Raw genomic sequence first — 17,620 nt, forward strand, 5'->3', positions numbered from 1 at the left:
GCACCCCCGACCCCTCCACGAAAGACGTCATGCCGCTGCGCTCCCGCCTCCTCGCCCTCCCCGCCGCCGTCGCGGCCGCCGCGCTCCTGCTCAGCGGCTGCACCGCCGAGACGCCGGACGCCTCCAGCACCCCCGTCGACGGCGGGACGCTGACCTACGCGTCCGGCGACGCCGAGCCCACCTGCCTCGACCCGCACGTCGGCGGCAACTACCCGCAGGCGCTCCTCGCGACGCAGGTGCTCGAGTCGCTCGTCTCGCGCGACGCCGACGGCACCATCACGCCCTGGCTGGCCGAGTCGTGGACCGTCTCGGACGACGCGCTCAGCTACGACTTCACCCTGCGCGAGGGCGCGACCTTCACCGACGGCACCGCCCTCGACGCGGAGGCGGTCGCCGCGAACATCGCGCACCTGCAGGACCCGGCGACCAAGTCCTCCACCGGCTACCTCGCCGTGGCGAAGGTCGCCTCCGTCACCGCGGTCTCGCCGACCGTGGCCCGCTTCACCCTGACCGCGCCGGACAGCGCGCTGCTCGAGTCGCTCGCGCAGCCGTGGACCGCGATCGAGTCGCCCGCCGGCATCGCTCGCGGCGAGGAGGCCAACTGCGAGGCGCCCGTCGGCACCGGCCCCTTCACCGTCTCGGAGTGGATCAAGCAGGACCACGTGACCCTCACCCGCAACGAGGCCTACGACGCGTCGACCGGCCCGACCGGGGACGGCCATGAGGGCCCCGCGCACCTGGCGAGCATCACCTGGCGCTTCATCCCCGACTCCGCCACCCGCTACGCGGCGCTGCAGTCGGGCGAGGTCGACGTGCTCGACAACGCCCAGCCCGACACTCTGAAGGCCGCGACCGGAGCCTCCGACCTCGTCGAGCTCGACGCGCCCCGGCCCGGCTCGGTCAACCGCCTCGAGCTCAACTCCGGCCAGGCGCCGTTCGACGACGAGTCCGTCCGCGAGGCGTTCGTCCGCGGCGTCGGCGTGAACGACGCGATCGACTCCCTCTTCTTCGGCACCGCCGAGCGCTCCTACTCCCCGCTGTCCAGCCGCGAGGCGACCGCGTACTCCGACCCGTCGCTCTTCGAGGACGCCGGGTCCGACTCCGAGACGGCCGCCGCCGAGGATCTGCTCGAGAAGGCCGGCTGGGTGGACTCGGACGGCGACGGCATCCGCGAGAAGGACGGCACGCCGCTGACGCTGCGCTTCCCCGTCAGCACCAACCAGTCGATCCCGGCCGAGCAGTCGCTGTTCGAGCAGATCCAGGCCTCGGCGAAGACCCTCGGCTTCGACGTGCGGATCAGCCTGCTCGACCTGTCGAGCTGGTACACCGCGCTCGCGTCGAACGAGTACGAGCTGGTGAGCGCCCCGTACACGAAGGTCGGACCCGACGTGCTGCGGATCCTCTACTCCTCCTCGGGCATCACCCCCGCGCCGAGCGGCTACTTCGCCAACCACGCGCAGATCGCCGACCCCGCGCTCGACTCGCTGCTCGAGCAGGCGAGCGCCACGACCGACGAGGACGCCCGCGCCGACCTGTACGAGCAGGCGCAGCGGATCGTCCTCGAGGGCTACTGGATCCTGCCGCTCTACGACCAGCAGAACCACTACCTGCACCGGTCGGCCGTCCAGGGCCTCGTCGCCCTCGACACCGTGTCGACCCCCTGGTTCGCCGACGCCTGGGTCTGACCCGGCTCCGGAGAGCCGCCTGCACCGATCGAAGAGCGGACGCACGCCGGTCGCGTAGCCGCCGCTGCGGCGCATCGAGACCCTGCGATCGGGACGGGCGGATCTCGATAGGTCCGCTCCGCGGGCTGCTCGATCAGCAGGGGTCCGTCCTCCATGCTGGTCGGGTAGCCGCCGTCGGTCGCGCATCGCGTGCTCCGGAGGGAACGGACCTCGACGACGCCCCCCTCCACCGCCCCGACCAGAGAGGACGCCCGCCCGCATGATCCGTCGCGTGCTCCTCCGCCTCGGTGGCGCCCTCGTGGTGCTGTGGGCCGTCGCGACCGCCGTCTTCGTCCTCATCCGCCTCGTCCCCGGCGATCCGGCGCAGGCGATCCTCGGCGGTCCGGGCTCGCAGGCGTCGCCGGAGGCGCTCGCCGCGGTGCGGGAGCAGTACGGCCTCGACCAGCCGCTCCTCGTGCAGTACCTGGTGCAGCTCGGCAGGCTCGCGCGCGGCGACCTCGGCACCTCCTACTCTCTGCGCACCCCGGTCGCGCAGATCCTCGGCGAGCAGCTGCCCGGCACCCTCCTGCTCGCCGTGCTCGCGCTCACCGCCGCATGGATCCTCGCGTTGGCGACCGCCCTCTGGTCGACCCGGGGCGGCCGGCTCGCCGCCGCGATCGGGTCCGGCCTCGAGCTCACGGCGGCCGCGCTCCCGCACTTCTGGCTGGCGACCGTGCTGATCGCCGTCTTCGCGACCGCGCTGCGCTGGCTGCCCCCGGTCAGCACCGGGTCGCCCGCCGGGCTGGTGCTGCCGACGCTCACCCTCGCGATCCCGCTGGCGGGCTTCCTCGGCCAGGTGATGCGCCGCTCCCTCCTCGACGCGCTGGAGTCGCCGTTCGTGCTCGCCGCTCGGGCGCGCGGCGAGGGCGAGCTCGGCGTCCGCGCCCGCCACGCCCTGCGCCACGCGGTGCTGCCAGGGGTCTCGCTCTCGGGCTGGGCGTTCGGCTACCTGATCGGCGGGGCCGTGGTGGTCGAGACGATCTTCGCGAGGCCGGGGCTCGGCCGGACTCTGCTCGCGGCGGTGACGGTCCGTGACGTGCCGGTGGTGACGGGTGTCGTGCTGGTCACGGCGCTGGCGTACATCGTCGTGACGCTCGCCACCGATCTGCTGACCCGCGTGATCGACCCGCGGCTGGCCCGGCGGGAGGCGGTCGCGTGAGCGAGCTCGAGCTGCGCGCCGCCCGCCCGCTCCGCCGGGGTCCCTCCCGCCTCCGCGCCGGCGAGGTGCTGGCCGCGGTCTTCGTGGTGCTGCTCCTGCTCGCCGCCGTCGCGCCCGGCCTGCTCGCCCCCTCCGATCCGCTCGCCGTCGCCCCGCGCGACGCCTTCACCCCACCGGGTGCCGCGCACCTGCTCGGCACCGACGAGTCCGGTCGCGACGTCCTCAGCCGCCTCATCGCGGGGGCCGGCGCATCCCTCCTGATCGGCGCCAGCGCCACCGCGATCGGCCTCGTCCTCGGCGCGGTGCTCGGGGTGGTCGCGGCGTTCGGCGGCCGCGTCGTCGACGGCGTGATCGGCCGCGTGCTCGAGGTGCTCTTCGCCTTCCCCGCGCTCCTGCTCGCGCTGCTCGTGATCGTGGTCACGGGTCCCGGAGTCGTCCCCGCCACCATCGCGGTCGGCCTCTCGACCGCGCCGGGGTACGCCCGCATCCTGCGCACGCAGCTGCTCGGCATCCGCGACTCCGGCTACGTCGAGGCGGCGCGCGTGCTGGGGCACGGACCCGTCCGCATCCTCGTCCGGCACGTCCTCCCCAACACCTTCGGGCCGCTCGCCGTGCTGGCGACCCTCGGCGTCGGCCAGGCGATCGTCTGGGCCTCGGCCCTCAGCTACCTGGGCCTGGGCGCCGAGCCGCCCGCGCCGGAGTGGGGCGCGATGCTCTCGGCGGGCCGCACCTACCTCGCGAGCGCGTGGTGGCTGACCGTGTTCCCGGGGCTGGCGATCGTGCTGACCACGATCGCGACGACGGTCCTCGGCGGGCGTCTGCGGGGTGCGCGGTGAGCGCGGTCGTCGTCGAGGGGCTCCGGGTCGCCTTCGACGGAGTCGAGGTGGTGCACGGGGTCTCGTTCCGCGTGGAGCCGGGGGAGTGCGTCGCGATCGTCGGCGAGTCCGGGTCGGGCAAGAGCGTCACCGCGCGAGCGCTGCTGGGGCTGAGCGGAGGCGCCGTGACCGGGAGCGTCCGCGTCGGCGGGACCGAGGTGGTCGGAGCGGGCGAGCGGGAGCTGCGGCGGCTGCGCGGCGGATCCGTCGGCTTCGTCCCGCAGGACGCGCTGCTCTCGCTCGACCCGCTGCGCCCGATCGGCCGCGAGATCGGCGACGTGCTCCGCCTCCACGGCCGCCTCCCCGCGGCCGAGCGCGCGCAGCGGACGGTCGAGGCCCTGGCGAGCGTCGGCATGCCGGAGCCGGCCGAGCGGATGCGGGAGCGCTCCGGCGACCTCTCCGGCGGGCTCCGCCAGCGCGCCCTCCTCGCGGCGGCCGTGGCACTCGATCCGCCGCTGCTCGTCGCCGACGAGCCGACCACCGCGCTCGACGTCACCGTCCAGGCCCGCGTGCTCGAGCTCTTCGCCGAGCAGAAGGCGCGCGGCCGGGCGCTCGTCCTGGTCTCGCACGACCTCGCGGTGGTGGCGGGCCTCGCGGACCGCATCCTCGTGCTCGCCGACGGCCGCGTGGTGGAGGAGGGGACCGCGGCCGAGGTGCTGCGCGCGCCCCGCAGCCCCGAGGCCCGCGCGCTCGTGGCCGCTGTCCCCGCCGGGCGCCCGCGCGGCTCCCGGCTCACCGACCCGACCGCACCGGCGACCCCGCCCGAGACCGCCGGCGAGGTCGTGGTCGCGGCCCGCGGACTCGCCGCCCGCTTCCCGCTGCCCGGCGGAGGAGTGCGGGTCGCGGTCGACGACGTCGACCTCCGGCTGCGGCGCGGCGAGACCGTGGGGCTCGTCGGCGAGTCCGGGTCGGGCAAGAGCACGGTGGCCCGGCTCGTGCTGGCGCTGCGGCGTCCGGACGCGGGCGCCGTCGAGCTGTTCGGCGAGCCGTGGTCGGCAGCGACCGAGCGCTCCCGCCGTCCCCGCCGCCCGCGGATCGGCGCCGTCTACCAGGACAGCCTCTCCTCGTTCGACCCGCGCTGGAGCGTCGGCCGCCTCCTCCGCGACGCCGGCGCCGCCTCCGTGCCCGCGCTGCTCGAGAGCGTGGGGCTCGACCCCGCGCTGGAGCGGCGCTCGCCGCGGACCCTCTCCGGCGGTCAGCGCCAGCGCGTCTCGATCGCCCGGGCGCTGGCGACGCGCCCCGACGTGCTGATCTGCGACGAGCCCGTCTCGGCCCTCGACGTGTCGGTGCAGGCGCAGATCCTCGACCTGCTCGACGACCTGCAGCGACGTCACGGCCTCGCCCTCCTCCTCATCTCGCACGACCTCGGCGTGATCGCGCACATGAGCGATCGCATCGCGGTGATGCGCGAGGGCCGGATCGTCGAGGCGGGGCCGGCCGCGTCGCTCCTCGCCGCACCGCAGGAGGAGTACACGCGCCGCCTGCTCGCCGCCGCCCCTCGCCTCGAGCGCTGAGCCGTCCGTGGCGCGGCGCCCGCCCGCACCACCGAGGCGCCGCGCTGCCCGCCGGGACACCGTCTCAGCAGCGGTGTCCCTCGAGCGCAGCGGTGTCTCGAAGCGCCCCCGCGCAAGCCCGCGCCGCGAATCCGCCGCACCTCCACCACGTGTCGGACCTGCGGCGTAGCGTTGCCGAGGTGATGCGCCCGACGACCCAGACCCTCGGCCAGCTCCGTGCCTCCGGGCACGTGCAGAAGAGCCTCCGCACCGAGATCCGCGACAACCTGCTCGACGCCCTGCGCGAGGGCCGCGATCCCTGGCCGGGCCTGCACGGCTTCGCCGAGACGGTCATCCCGCAGGTCGAGCGCGCCGTCATCGCCGGCCACGACATCGTCCTGCTGGGCGAGCGCGGCCAGGGCAAGACCCGCCTCCTGCGCACCCTCGTCGGCCTGCTCGACGAGTGGACGCCCGTCATCGAGGGGTCCGAGCTCGGCGAGCACCCCTACGAGCCGATCACCACGGAGAGCCGCCGCCGCGCGGAGGAGCTGGGCGAGGACCTGCCCGTCGGGTGGAAGCCCCGCGAGGAGCGCTACGTCGAGAAGCTGGCCACCCCCGACACCAGCGTCGCCGACCTCATCGGCGACGTCGACCCGATGAAGGTGGCCGAGGGCCGCAGCCTGGGCGACCCGGAGACCATCCACTTCGGCCTCATCCCGCGCAGCCACCGCGGCATCGTCGCGATCAACGAGCTGCCGGACCTGGCCGAGCGGATCCAGGTCGCCATGCTCAACGTGATGGAGGAGCGCGACATCCAGATCCGCGGCTACGTCCTCCGCCTCCCCCTCGACGTCCTCGTCGTCGCGAGCGCGAACCCGGAGGACTACACGAACCGCGGCCGGATCATCACGCCGCTGAAGGACCGCTTCGGCGCCGAGATCCGCACCCACTACCCGACGGCTCTCGTCGACGAGGTCGCCGTCATCCGGCAGGAGGCGGACCTCGTCGCGACCGTGCCCGACGCGCTCATCGAGATCCTCGCCCGCTTCACGCGGGCCCTGCGCGAGTCGAGCTCCGTCGATCAGCGCAGCGGTGTCAGTGCCCGCTTCGCCATCGCCGGCGCCGAGACCATCGCCGCCGCCGCCCTGCACCGCGCCACCCGCCGCGGCGAGGAGGAGGCGGTCGCCCGCCCCATCGACCTCGAGACCGCCGTCGACGTGCTCGGCGGCAAGATCGAGTTCGAGTCGGGGGAGGAGGGCCGCGAGGACGAGATCCTCGACCACCTGCTCCGCCAGGCCACCGCCGAGACCGTCCGCGCCCACCTGCGCGGCGTCGACCTCGGGCCGCTCGTCGAGGCGGTCGAGAACGGCGCGATGATCACGACCGGCGAGCAGGTGACCGCCCGCGAGTTCCTGGCCGGCCTGCCGCTGCTGGGCGAGGCCCGCGTGTACGACGAGGTCGCCGAGCGCCTCGACGCCGTGGGGGAGGGGCGCCGCGCCGGAGCGGTCGAGCTCGCCCTCGAGGGCCTCTACCTCTCGCGCAAGCTGAGCAAGGAGACGGGCGGGGGCGAGGCCGTCTATGGCTGATGCTCCGCGCGGCAACCGGCGGCTGAAGCGCGACGCGCGCTACGCGAAGTACGACGGGGGACCCGATCCGCTCGCTCCTCCGGTCGACCTGAAGGAGGCCCTCGACGCGATCGGCGAGGACGTGATGGGCGGCACCTCGCCCGAGCGCGCCCTGCGCGAGTTCCTCCGCCGGGGCACCCGCGACCGCGAGGGCCTGGACGACCTGGCCGCCCGCGTCGCCGAGCGGCGTCGCGAGCTCACGCAGAGGAACAACCTCGACGGCACGCTCCGCGAGATCCGCGAGCTCCTCGACAAGGCCGTCCTCGCCGAGCGCAAGCAGCTCGCCCGCGACACGCAGATGGACGACGGCGACCGCGCGCTCGCAGAGATCCAGCTCGACAGCCTCCCGCCCTCGCCGGCCGCGGCCGTCTCGGAGCTCCGCGACTACCGCTGGCAGAGCCCCGAGGCGCGCGCCGACTTCGAGCGGATCCGCGAGCTCCTGGGCCGCGAGATGCTCGATCAGCGCTTCGAGGGGATGAAGCAGGCCCTCGAGAACGCGAGCGACGAGGACCGCGCCGCGATCGACGCGATGCTCCGCGACCTGAACGAGCTGCTCGAGGCGCACGCGCGCGGGGAGGACACCCCCGAGCAGTTCGACGCCTTCATGGAGCAGCACGGCGAGTACTTCCCCGAGGGCCCGGAGTCGGTGGACGAGCTGATCGACGCGCTCGCCGCCCGCGCGGCCGCGGCTCAGCGGATGCGCAACTCGATGACCGCCGAGCAGCGCGCCGAGCTCGACGCCCTCGCCCAGGAGGCCTTCGGCACGCCGGAGCTCATGCAGTCCCTCGGCCGCCTCGACGAGACCCTGCGGGGGCTCCGTCCCGGCGAGGACTGGGGCGGCTCCGAGCGGATGGACGGCGAGCAGGGGCTCGGCCTCGGCGACGGGACGGGCGTGTTCCAGGAGCTGGCCGACCTCGACGCCCTCGCCGACCAGCTCGCGCAGACGGACCGCTCCTCCCTCGACGACCTCGACCTCGACCTGCTGGCGAAGCGCCTCGGCGAGGACGCCTCCGTCGACGCGCAGACGCTGAAGCGCCTGGAGCGGGCCCTGCGCGACTCCGGGACCCTGCGCCGCGGCTCCGACGGCCGCCTCGCCCTCAGCCCGAAGGCCATGCGCCAGCTCGGCAAGGCGCTCCTGCGCGACATCGCCGAGACCGTCTCCGGCCGTCAGGGCGCCCGCGACGTCCGGCGCGCGGGCGCGGCGGGCGAGCGCTCCGGAGCGACGCGCTCGTGGGAGTTCGGCGACACCGAGGCCTGGGACATCCCCCGCACGGTGACCAACGCCCTCACCCGCACCGCCGGCGAGGGCCGGCCGGTCGGCTCGGGGGTGCGCATCCTGATCGACGACGTCGAGGTGCAGGAGACGGAGGCGCGCACGCAGGCCTGTGTCGCGCTCCTCGTCGACACCTCGTTCTCGATGGCGATGGACGGCCGCTGGGTGCCGATGAAGCGCACCGCGCTCGCCCTGCACACCCTGATCAGCAGCCGGTTCCGCGGAGACGCGCTGCAGCTCGTCGCCTTCGGCCGACGCGCCGAGGTGATGGACGTCGAGCAGCTGGTGGGCCTGGACGCCGAGTGGGACAAGGGCACGAACCTGCACCACGCGCTGCTGCTGGCAAACCGGCACTTCCGCAAGCACCCGAACGCGCAGCCGGTGCTGCTCATCGTCACCGACGGCGAGCCGACCGCGCACCTCGAGCCCGACGGCGGCGTCTTCTTCGACTACCCGCCGGACCCGCTGACGGTCGCCGTCTCGGTCCGCGAGCTCGACGCGTCGCTCCGCCTCGGCGCGCACACCACGTTCTTCCGCCTGGGCGACGACCCGGGCCTCGCGCGCTTCATCGACTCGCTCGCCCGCCGGGTCGGCGGCTCGGTGGTGAACCCGGAGGCGGAGGACCTGGGAGCGGCCGTCGTCTCCTCCTACCTCGGCGCTCGCGGCGCGGGTCCGGGAGGCGGCGGGACGCCGGGCGAGGAGCTGTTCGGCCGCGGCTGGAGGTTCTGAGCCGCTCAGGATGCAGGAGGGATCCGCTCCCGCGCCTGAGGATCAGCGCGTCTCCGCCGCTCCGGAGGCGTTCGTCCTGAGTTCCGACCGCGCCCGGCTCAGAACAGCGGCCAGGGCACCGCGGGCATCCCGCCCCGCGGGCCCGGGAAGCGTCCGAAGGAGCCGAGCCGCTCGCAGCGCTTCGCGAACGCGGCGACCTCGTCCTCGGTGAGCAGCTCCGAGAGCGCCTCGCCGAGCGGTCCGTCGATCTGCGCGCGCAGGAGCGCCAGCGCCGTCAGCTCCTCCTCGAGCAGCGGTTCGCCGATCCAGCCCCAGAGGACCGTGCGCAGCTTGTGCTCGGAGTGGAAGGTGAGGCCGTGGTCGACGCCGTAGCGGTGGCCGTCGGGCAGCGCGAGCACGTGCCCGCCCTTCCGGTCCGCGTTGTTGGCGACCACGTCGAACACGGCCATCCGGCGCAGCGCCGTCGAGTCCTCGTGCACGAGGGAGATGTCGCGGTCCTCCTCGTCGCTGCCGTCGAGGACGTGCCGCCATCCGTCGGGCACGGCGTCGGCGGGCACCAGGTCGACCGCGTCCTGGTCCGGATCGATGTCCTGCCAGAGCTGGACCATGCCCGGCCCGAGCGGACCGTCGCGGAGCCACGTGCGCGGCACCACGTTCCAGCCGAGCGCCTCCGAGACGAGGTACGCGGCGACCTCGCGGCCCGCGAGCACGCCGTCCGGGAAGTCCCACAGCGGCTTCTCGCCCGAGATCGGCTTGTAGACGACGGACGTCTCGCCGAGCTGCGCGAGGAACGTCGCGTTCGAGGCGATCGTGATCCGGCCGGCCAGCTCCAGCTCGCCGTCGAGCCCGCCCGGGTCGCTCATGCGAGCGGGCAGTCGTGCCCGTCGGGATCCATCGGCTCGCCGCAGCGGGGGCAGAGCGGACGTCCGGCGCCGACGACCTCGAGGGTGCGCTTCGCGAAGGCGCGCGCCGTGCCGACCGGGATCTTCACCTGCAGCATCTCGGTGGGCTCGGGCTCCTCCTCGGAGTCGTCCTCCGCCTCGGTCAGCGGGTAGGCCTCGATCACGATCTGCGCGGTGGACGGGTCCCAGCCGAGGCTGAGACCGCCGACGCGGAACTCGGGCTCCACGGGCTGGTCGAGCGGGTCGTTGTCGACGAGCTCCGGGGGAGTGCCGGCGGGGACGCTGACCGGGTTGCCCTGGGCGGTCATCAGCTGGTCGAGGATCTCGTCGATCTTCTCGGCGAGGAGGGCCGACTGCTGCTTCTCGAGGCCGACGCTGACCACGCGGGGCCCGGTCTTGGCCTGGAGGTAGAAGGAGCGCGAGCCGGGTGAGCCGACGGTCCCCACGACGACGCGATCGGGCCAGTCGAATCCGTGCACGATCGGAGGCATGCCCTCAGTCTACGAGCGCCCGCCTCCGCAGTGGCTGCGCGCGTCGGGCTCGGGCGGCCTGCTGATCGAGTCGCCGTCTCTTCTGCTGACCGAGCCCTCCGCGAAGCGGACGCATCGAGATCCGCAGCCGCCGAGCACCCGCATCCCTGCCGCTCGATCGAGCCCTGAAGCGGCCCTCCGGAACCCCGCCTACTCGTGCCCCGCCCCGCCCCCCACGGCGGCGTCCGCCACGGGGGCCGCCTTCCGCAGCCAGCCCAGGTCCCCGGCGTCCGTGTTCATCGAGACGACCTCGGGCCGCCCCGCGCCGTAGCGGATGATCGACACCGACGCCGGTCCGACGCTGAGCCTCTGGAACAGGTCGAGGTGCATGCCGAGCGCGTCCGCGAGGATCGCCTTGATCGTGTCTCCGTGGCTGACCGCCGCCCACACCGCGCCGGCCCCGTGCTCCTCCGCCACCGCCGCGTCGTGCCGGCGGATCGCGGACACGGCCCGGGCCTGCATCGCGAGCATCCCCTCGCCGCCGGGGAACACCACCGCGGAGGGCTGGTTCTGCACCGTCGCCCAGAGCGGCTCCGTCGCGAGATCCCGCAGCGAGCGCCCCGACCAGTCGCCGTAGTCGCACTCGGTGATGCCCTTGTCGATCACCGTCGCCGGCGATCCCGTCTGCCGCTCGAGGACGAAGCGCGTGGTCTGCCGGCACCGCTCGAGCGGGCTCGACACCACGGTCGCGAGCTCGACCGCCGCCAGCCGCTCCCCGGTGCGCGCCGCCTGCGTGCGTCCGACGTCGTCGAGCCGCACTCCGGCGGTGCGTCCGGCGAGGATCCCCGCGGTGTTCGCGGTGGTGCGTCCGTGCCGGACGAGGAGGAGCGTGGGCATGGGGCCAGCGTAGGCGGCCGTGCTCCCGCCCCGCCCCGTCGAGCTGCCGGGGCCGCACCGGCACGTTCCGCGCGACTCCATCGCGGGACGGATGCCCCGACCGCAGCGCCTGCCTAGGGTGGAGGAGCGGCCGCCCACCGCGGCCCGGAAGGGACACACATGGACGGGACGACGCCCCCCGGCATTCCCCAGGACGGCACGGACACCGAGAGCCCCGCCGCGCGCACCGCCGCCGACGGCACCGACTCCGCGCACACCGACTCCGCGACCCCCGCGTGGGCCGCCCCCGAGGCCTCCGGCCGCCACGGCGAGGTCGCCCTGCGGATCCGCGGCCTCCGCAAGCGCTTCGGCGACAAGGAGGCCGTGAAGGACATCGACCTCGACGTCCCCGCCGGCTCCTTCTTCGGGCTCGTCGGCCCCAACGGCGCGGGCAAGACGACGACCCTCTCGATGGCCACGGCCCTGCTCCGCCCCGACAGCGGCATCGTCACGATCCACGAGGTCGACGTCTGGAAGGACACCCTCGAGGCGAAGCGGCTGATCGGCGTCCTCGCCGACGGCGTCAAGCTGTTCGACCGCCTCACCGGTCTCCAGCTCGTCACCTACTACGGCCTGCTCTGCGGGCTCGAGCGCTCCGTCGTCGTCGAGCGGACCGACGACCTCCTCGCCCTGCTCGGCCTCGATCCGGCCGACCGCACGCTCGTCGTGGACTACTCCGCGGGCATGACCAAGAAGATCGCGCTCGCCTGCGCGCTCGTGCGCGCCCCGCGCCTCCTGGTGCTCGACGAGCCGTTCGAGTCGGTCGACCCGGTCTCGGCGGCGAACATCCGCGACATCCTCACCGGCTTCGTCGCGTCGGGCGGCACGGTCATCGTCTCGTCCCACTCCATGGACCTCGTCGAGCGGATGTGCGACCGCGTCGCCGTCATCGCCGACGGCCGCGTGCTCGCCTCCGGCACCCTCGAGGAGGTCCGCGCCGGCTCCAGCCTCGAGGAGCGCTTCGTCGAGCTGGTCGGCGGCCGCACCCACCAGGAGGGACCGGCATGGTTGCGCATCTCCTGAGGCTGCGGCTGCTCCTGCTCCGCAACTCGCTGACGCGGAACGTGTGGCAGCTGATCGGCGTGATCCTCGGCGGTCTCTACGCGATCGCGGTGCTCGGCCTGGTCGCGGCCGGCCTGGTCGCGCTCGGAGGCACGGACCCGGCGTTCGCGAACGTCGCGATCGTCCTCGGCGGATCCGCTCTGATCCTCGGCTGGGTGCTCGGGCCGATCTTCCTGTCCGGCTCCGACCAGAGCCTCGACCTGCCCACCCTCGCGACGTTCCCGATCCCGCTGCGGACCCTCCTCCTCGGGCTCGCCGCCGCGGGCCTCGCGGGCATCCCCGGCGTGGTGACCACGCTCGGGGCGCTCGCCTCCGCCGCCGCCTGGTGGAGCCGTCCGATCGGCATCCTGCCCGGCCTCGTCGCCGCGGTGATCGGCGTCGCGACCTGCGTGTTCGCGTCCCGCCTGATCGGCGCGCTCACCACGGGCCTGGGCTCGAGCCGCCGCTACCGCGAGGTGATCGGCGGCGTCGTGCTCGTCGTCGTCATCCTGCTCGGACCGCTCTTCTTCGGCCTGACGAACGTGATCCGCGACGGCCTGGACGTCCTGCCCGTGATCGCGGGCGCCCTCGGCTGGTCGCCGCTCGGCGCGATCTGGGCCGTCCCCGGATCCGTCGTCGCGGGCGACTGGGTCGCGGCGATCGCGCGCCTGCTGATCGGGCTCGCGACGCTGGCCGTCCTCGTCTGGGCGTGGGCCCGGGCGCTGCGGCACGCGCTCGCGGAGCCCGCCGCGTCCGGCGCGCACTCCGCCTCCGGATCCGCGGGCCTCGGCCTGTTCGGGCGCTTCCCCGGCACCCCGACCGGCGCCGTCGCCGCGCGTGCCCTCGGCTACTGGTGGCGCGACCCGCGCTACAGCCGCGGGCTCCTCGTCATCCCCGCCGTCGTCGTCCTCGCGGTCTTCTACTCCGCGATCGGCAGCGGGGGCGACACCTTCGTGCTGCTCTCGGCCGTGCTCGTCGGCCTGATCTTCGGCGTGACCCTCTGCGCCGACGTGTCGTACGACGGCACCGCCTGGGCGGCGCACGTCAGCTCCGGAGTGACGGGGTCGGCCGACCGCGCCGGTCGCGTCGTCGCCGCCGCGATCATCGGCATCCCTGCGGTCGTCGTCGTGGCGGTGGGCACCGCGCTGTACGCGGGACGCGCCGACGCGATCCCGGCCGTGCTGGGCATGGCGCTGGCCCTCGTGCTCAGCGGGTTCGGAGTGTCGAGCGTCGCCTCGTCGCTCGTCGTCTACCCCGTGCCCGGGCCGGGGGACAGCCCGCTGAAGACGCCGCCGGGCTCCGGGATGATCTCGAGCGTCGTGATGCTGGGGAGCATGGCCGCGACCGGCCTGCTGGCGCTCCCGTCGATCGTCCTCGGCGCGATCTCGCTCATCGGCGGCGACCCGGCCTTCGGCCTGATCGGACTGGCGGCCGCCCTCGTGCTGGGCACCGTCTTCGCGCTGGTCGGCATCCGCGTCGGCGGTCGGATCGTCGACCGCCGAGCGCCGGAGCTGTTCGCCGCCCTCGTGACGATCGGCTGACGCGGGTGGCGGGGCGCGGGTGGGCGGTGCCCGCCCGCTGCCCGTCTCCGCCCCGCTCCCCGCCCCCGCGAGTGCGCGGAAGTCGTCGCACTCGAGCTCGAGTGCGACGACTCCTGCACACTCGCGGGAGCGCCGAGCGCCGAGTGCCGAGTACTCAAGAGTCGTCGCAGTCGAGCGCGAGCACGATGACTTCTGAGCACTCGAGGGTCGCTCGAGTGGACGAGCGTCGAGTCTCCAAGAGTCGTCGCAGTCGAGGGCGAGTGCGACAACTCCTGCGTGCTTGCGAGTGCGACGACTCCTGCACACTCGCGGGAGCCGGCGAGGATCGCGCGCACCCGCGAGTGGCCGCGCGTCCGCGAAAGCCAGCACACATTGCCCGCGGCAGAATGTGGACATGCGCAGCCTCGAAGTCCTCCTCGATCCGGAGTCGGAGGCTCGCGTCCGCAGCCAGTGGGAGGCGCTCGAGGCGGCCGGCATCCCGAGCCTCGCGCTGCACACGTCCGCCAGCAACCGCCCGCACCTCACCCTGGTCGCCGGGCCCGAGCTGACCGCCCCGGAGCCGGGCGCGCTCGGTCCGCTTCCGGCGACGGCCGACCTCGGTGCCGTCCTCCTCTTCCCGCACGCCGGGCGCTTCGTCCTCGCCTGGGGAGTGGTCCGCTCGCCCGCCCTCGACGCTCTGCACGACCGGGCCACGCGCCTCGTGCCGGGCGGCGTCGACACCTCGCTCCCGGACGCCTGGACGCCGCACATCAGCGTCTCTCGCCGCCTCCGCGCCGAGCAGCTCGGCGACGCCGTCCCCCTCCTCGGCGAGCCGTTCACCGTCGGCCTCGCGGGCGTCCGCTTCTGGGACGGCGACACCCGCACCCTCACCGACCTCTGATCCGGGCGCCGCAGAAGACCCCCGACCTCCCCGCAGCCGCCTCCCCAGCTCGCTCCCTGCGGCCCTTCTCCACAGTTCCCCGCACCCCCGGGGCGGCGTCGGAGGCGGCGGGTAGAGTTCCCCGGGTGACAGAGCCCACCTCGACAGCCCTCCCCGCCCCGCCGCTTGCCGACCCCCCGGCGGAGTCCCGCGGCGGCGTCCGGAGCGACGCGGCGAGCGGCGCTGCGGGCTCCGGATCCTCCGAGGCGCAGGCGATCCTCGAGAAGGTCTTCGGCTACGGCTCCTTCCGCGGCGAGCAGCAGGCCATCGTCGAGCAGGTCATCGGAGGCGGCGACGCCGTCGTCCTCATGCCCACCGGCGGCGGCAAGTCGCTCTGCTACCAGATCCCCGCCATCGTGCGCCCCGGCACCGGCGTGGTCGTGTCCCCGCTCATCGCGCTGATGCAGGACCAGGTCGACGCCCTCCGCGCGAACGGCGTCCGCGCCGAGTTCCTCAACTCCACCCAGGACGCGGGCGAGCGCAGCCGCGTCGAGCGCGCCTACCTCGACGGCGAGCTCGACCTGCTCTACGTCGCTCCGGAGCGCCTGGGCAACGAGGGCATGAAGCAGTTCCTCGCCCGCGGCCGGATCGCCCTCTTCGCGATCGACGAGGCCCACTGCGTCAGCCAGTGGGGCCACGACTTCCGCCCCGACTACCTCGCACTGGGCGAGCTCGCCGAGCGCTGGCCCGACGTCCCGCGCATCGCCCTCACCGCGACCGCCACCGAGGCGACGCACCGCGAGATCACGTCGCGCCTGCACCTCGGCGCCGCCCGCCACTTCGTCTCGAGCTTCGACCGCCCGAACATCCAGTACCGGATCGTCAACAAGGTCGAGCCGCGCAAGCAGCTGATCGACTTCCTGCGGCGCGAGCACGCGCACGACGCGGGCATCGTCTACGCCCTCTCCCGCAAGAGCGTCGAGGCGACGGCCGAGGCGCTGCGCTCGGCGGGCTTCGACGCCGTCGCGTACCACGCGGGCCTCGACTCGCGGGTGCGCGCCGCCGCCCAGTCGCGGTTCCTCCGCGAGGAGGGCGTCATCGTCTGCGCGACCATCGCCTTCGGCATGGGGATCGACAAGCCGGACGTGCGGTTCGTCGCGCACATCGACCTGCCCAAGTCGGTCGAGGGCTACTACCAGGAGACGGGTCGCGCCGGCCGCGACGGACTGCCGTCCACCGCCTGGCTCGCCTACGGCCTGCAGGACGTGGTGCAGCAGCGCCGGATGATCGACGAGTCGCCGGGAGACCTGGCGCACCGTCGGCGGATGTCCGCGCACCTGGACGCGATGCTCGCGCTCTCCGAGACGGTCCAGTGCCGCCGGGTGAACCTGCTCGCCTACTTCGGCCAGGAGAGCACCGCCTGCGGCAACTGCGACACCTGCCTCGAGCCGCCCGCCTCCTGGGACGGCACGGTCGCGGCGCAGAAGTTCCTGTCGACGGTCGTCCGCCTCAAGCGCGAGCGCAATCAGCAGTTCGGCGCCGGACACATCATCGACGTCCTCCGCGGCAAGACCACGCCGCGCACCACCCAGCACCAGCACGACGGCCTCGCCACCTGGGGCATCGGCGCCGAGCTCAGCGACACCCAGTGGCGCGGAGTCGCCCGCCAGCTCCTCGCGCAGGGCCTTCTCGGCGTGAACGACGACGGCTTCGGCACGCTCGTGCTCACGCCCGCGTCCGGCTCCGTCCTCGGCGGCGAGCGGAAGGTCGAGCTGCGACAGGAGCCGGAGAAGCCGGCCCGCTCCAGCGGATCCTCCCGCTCCGGGCGGTCCACGGTCGCCGAGTTGTCGGGCGAGGCTCAGCCGCTGTTCGAGCGGCTCCGGGAGTGGCGCGCCGCGCAGGCCCGCGCGCAGGCGGTCCCGGCCTACATCGTCTTCAACGACGCGACCCTCCGCGAGATCGCGACCGCCGAGCCGGCGACGATGGACGCGCTCAGCATCATCGGCGGCGTCGGCCAGAAGAAGCTGCTCACCTACGGCGAGGCCGTGCTCGCCGTCGTCGCGGGGGAGAGCCCCGAGATCGCCGTCCCGGAACCCGGTGAGGAGGCTCCCGCTCCCCGCCGCGCGCCGGCCGCCCGTGGCGGGTCGTCCCGCTCACAAGGGGCGAAGCCCTCGTTCGGCCGCGAGTCGTCCGGTCCGCCGGTGTCCGCCGCTCAGCCGCCGGAGGACGACTGGGTGCCGCCGGACGAGCCCGACTGGGAGCCCGGCTGGGACAGCTACTGATCCGTCGCTGAGGCGCGCGGTTCACCGCCCGCGACGGAGGCGGGCGCCGGCGCGGGCGATCGTGTTCCGGCGTCCGCGTCGGCGATCGGGCCCATCTCGTCAGCGACGCGAGCGTCCTCGGTCCGAGGCGCCGGCGGGCGCCCTCAGCCGCCCGCGCCCGTCGACGCCATCCACCCGCCGAGCAGCGTGCAGCAGAACGACGCCGCGAGACCCGCCACCGGCACCCAGAACGCGATGCGCCGCCGCACCAGCAGCACGATCGAGACGACCAGCGCCGCGACGAACGGGACCCACACTCCTCCCGCGGCGAGGACCATCCCGCCCTCGATCAGGCCGATGTCGCAGGCGTTCGATCCGCCGCACGAGTCGCTGGCCATCGCGAAGAACAGCCCGAAGAACGACAGCAGCAGCGTCACCGCGGAGGCCACGAGGATCAGCACGATCGTCAGCACCAGATCCCAGACGCGGACCGGACGGCGATGCGGCACCCCGGATCCCGGCGCGGCCGGAGGCCCGGGAGGCGCTGCCGCGACGTCCGAGGGCGGCGCACCCGGAGTCCGGGGAGGCGCTGCCGCGACGTCCGCGGGCGGCCCGGCCGCCGGCTGTCGGGCGGGCGGAGGGGGAGGCAGCGGCGGCTCGCTCATGCCGAGAGACTAGCGAGGCGGCCTCCGGTGCGGCGTCCCTCCTCCGCAGAAGCAGCCCGTAGGGACA

14 protein-coding genes are annotated in these 17,620 nt (G+C 74.3%); 10 read left to right on the top strand and 4 right to left on the bottom strand.

Annotated features, from left to right (window positions below; translation table 11 throughout):
* Positions 1-29: 29 nt before the first annotated feature.
* The 6 genes from C5C25_RS02820 to C5C25_RS02845 all read left to right on the top strand — a co-directional run bounded on the left by C5C25_RS02820 (position 30) and on the right by C5C25_RS02845 (position 8,878).
* A complete protein-coding gene (locus C5C25_RS02820) occupies positions 30-1,685 on the top strand; it encodes an ABC transporter substrate-binding protein (RefSeq protein ID WP_104249669.1) in 1,656 nt (551 codons plus the stop codon).
* Positions 1,686-1,944: 259 nt separating this feature from the next.
* Positions 1,945-2,883 (top strand): ABC transporter permease, encoded by a 939-nt coding sequence (locus C5C25_RS02825; protein ID WP_104249670.1) that lies wholly within the window; start codon positions 1,945-1,947, stop codon positions 2,881-2,883.
* Positions 2,880-3,719 carry an ABC transporter permease gene (locus C5C25_RS02830; protein WP_104225046.1) on the top strand — a complete coding sequence of 280 codons (840 nt, stop codon included), beginning with the start codon at positions 2,880-2,882 and terminating at the stop codon, positions 3,717-3,719. Before C5C25_RS02825 ends, C5C25_RS02830 begins: the two co-directional genes overlap by 4 nt.
* On the top strand, positions 3,716-5,272 hold the full coding sequence (locus C5C25_RS02835; RefSeq protein ID WP_104249671.1) for an ABC transporter ATP-binding protein: 1,557 nt from the start codon (positions 3,716-3,718) through the stop codon (positions 5,270-5,272). The genes C5C25_RS02830 and C5C25_RS02835 overlap by 4 nt, the downstream gene beginning before the upstream one ends.
* Positions 5,273-5,454: 182 nt before the next feature.
* Positions 5,455-6,837 (top strand): magnesium chelatase, encoded by a 1,383-nt coding sequence (locus C5C25_RS02840; RefSeq protein WP_104249672.1) that lies wholly within the window; start codon positions 5,455-5,457, stop codon positions 6,835-6,837.
* On the top strand, positions 6,830-8,878 hold the full coding sequence (locus tag C5C25_RS02845; protein ID WP_104249673.1) for a VWA domain-containing protein: 2,049 nt from the start codon (positions 6,830-6,832) through the stop codon (positions 8,876-8,878). Before C5C25_RS02840 ends, C5C25_RS02845 begins: the two co-directional genes overlap by 8 nt.
* 98 nt (positions 8,879-8,976) lie before the next feature.
* On the opposite strand, the gene C5C25_RS02850 is transcribed toward C5C25_RS02845, so the two are convergent.
* From C5C25_RS02850 to C5C25_RS02860, 3 genes are all read right to left on the bottom strand, one after another.
* The gene (locus C5C25_RS02850; protein WP_104226043.1) at positions 8,977-9,741 is read right to left on the bottom strand and encodes an SCO1664 family protein; all 765 of its coding nucleotides are present in this window, start codon (positions 9,739-9,741) and stop codon (positions 8,977-8,979) included.
* On the bottom strand, positions 9,738-10,271 hold the full coding sequence (locus C5C25_RS02855) for a DUF3090 domain-containing protein (RefSeq protein WP_104225051.1): 534 nt from the start codon (positions 10,269-10,271) through the stop codon (positions 9,738-9,740). The genes C5C25_RS02850 and C5C25_RS02855 overlap by 4 nt, the downstream gene beginning before the upstream one ends.
* 189 nt (positions 10,272-10,460) lie before the next feature.
* Positions 10,461-11,147, bottom strand: a complete 687-nt coding sequence (locus C5C25_RS02860) for a histidine phosphatase family protein (protein WP_104238837.1) — start codon at positions 11,145-11,147, stop codon at positions 10,461-10,463.
* 159 nt (positions 11,148-11,306) lie between these two features.
* Between C5C25_RS02860 and C5C25_RS02865 the strand changes: the two genes are divergently transcribed.
* The 4 genes from C5C25_RS02865 to recQ all read left to right on the top strand — a co-directional run bounded on the left by C5C25_RS02865 (position 11,307) and on the right by recQ (position 16,909).
* Positions 11,307-12,209: an ABC transporter ATP-binding protein gene (locus tag C5C25_RS02865; RefSeq protein ID WP_104249674.1), complete on the top strand. Its 903-nt coding sequence runs from the start codon at positions 11,307-11,309 to the stop codon at positions 12,207-12,209.
* Positions 12,191-13,768 (top strand): transporter, encoded by a 1,578-nt coding sequence (locus tag C5C25_RS02870; RefSeq protein ID WP_104249675.1) that lies wholly within the window; start codon positions 12,191-12,193, stop codon positions 13,766-13,768. Before C5C25_RS02865 ends, C5C25_RS02870 begins: the two co-directional genes overlap by 19 nt.
* 394 nt (positions 13,769-14,162) lie before the next feature.
* Positions 14,163-14,648: a 2'-5' RNA ligase family protein gene (locus C5C25_RS02875; protein ID WP_104226039.1), complete on the top strand. Its 486-nt coding sequence runs from the start codon at positions 14,163-14,165 to the stop codon at positions 14,646-14,648.
* A 125-nt stretch (positions 14,649-14,773) separates the two neighbouring features.
* On the top strand, positions 14,774-16,909 hold the full coding sequence (recQ, locus tag C5C25_RS02880; protein WP_104249676.1) for a DNA helicase RecQ: 2,136 nt from the start codon (positions 14,774-14,776) through the stop codon (positions 16,907-16,909).
* 143 nt (positions 16,910-17,052) lie between these two features.
* Here recQ and C5C25_RS02885 read toward each other — a convergent pair whose 3' ends face one another.
* Positions 17,053-17,553, bottom strand: a complete 501-nt coding sequence (locus C5C25_RS02885) for a DUF6264 family protein (protein WP_219814373.1) — start codon at positions 17,551-17,553, stop codon at positions 17,053-17,055.
* Between the last annotated feature and the right edge of the window lie 67 nt (positions 17,554-17,620).

This window comes from Rathayibacter sp. AY2B9 (genome assembly GCF_002931595.1).
GTDB lineage: Bacteria > Actinomycetota > Actinomycetes > Actinomycetales > Microbacteriaceae > Rathayibacter.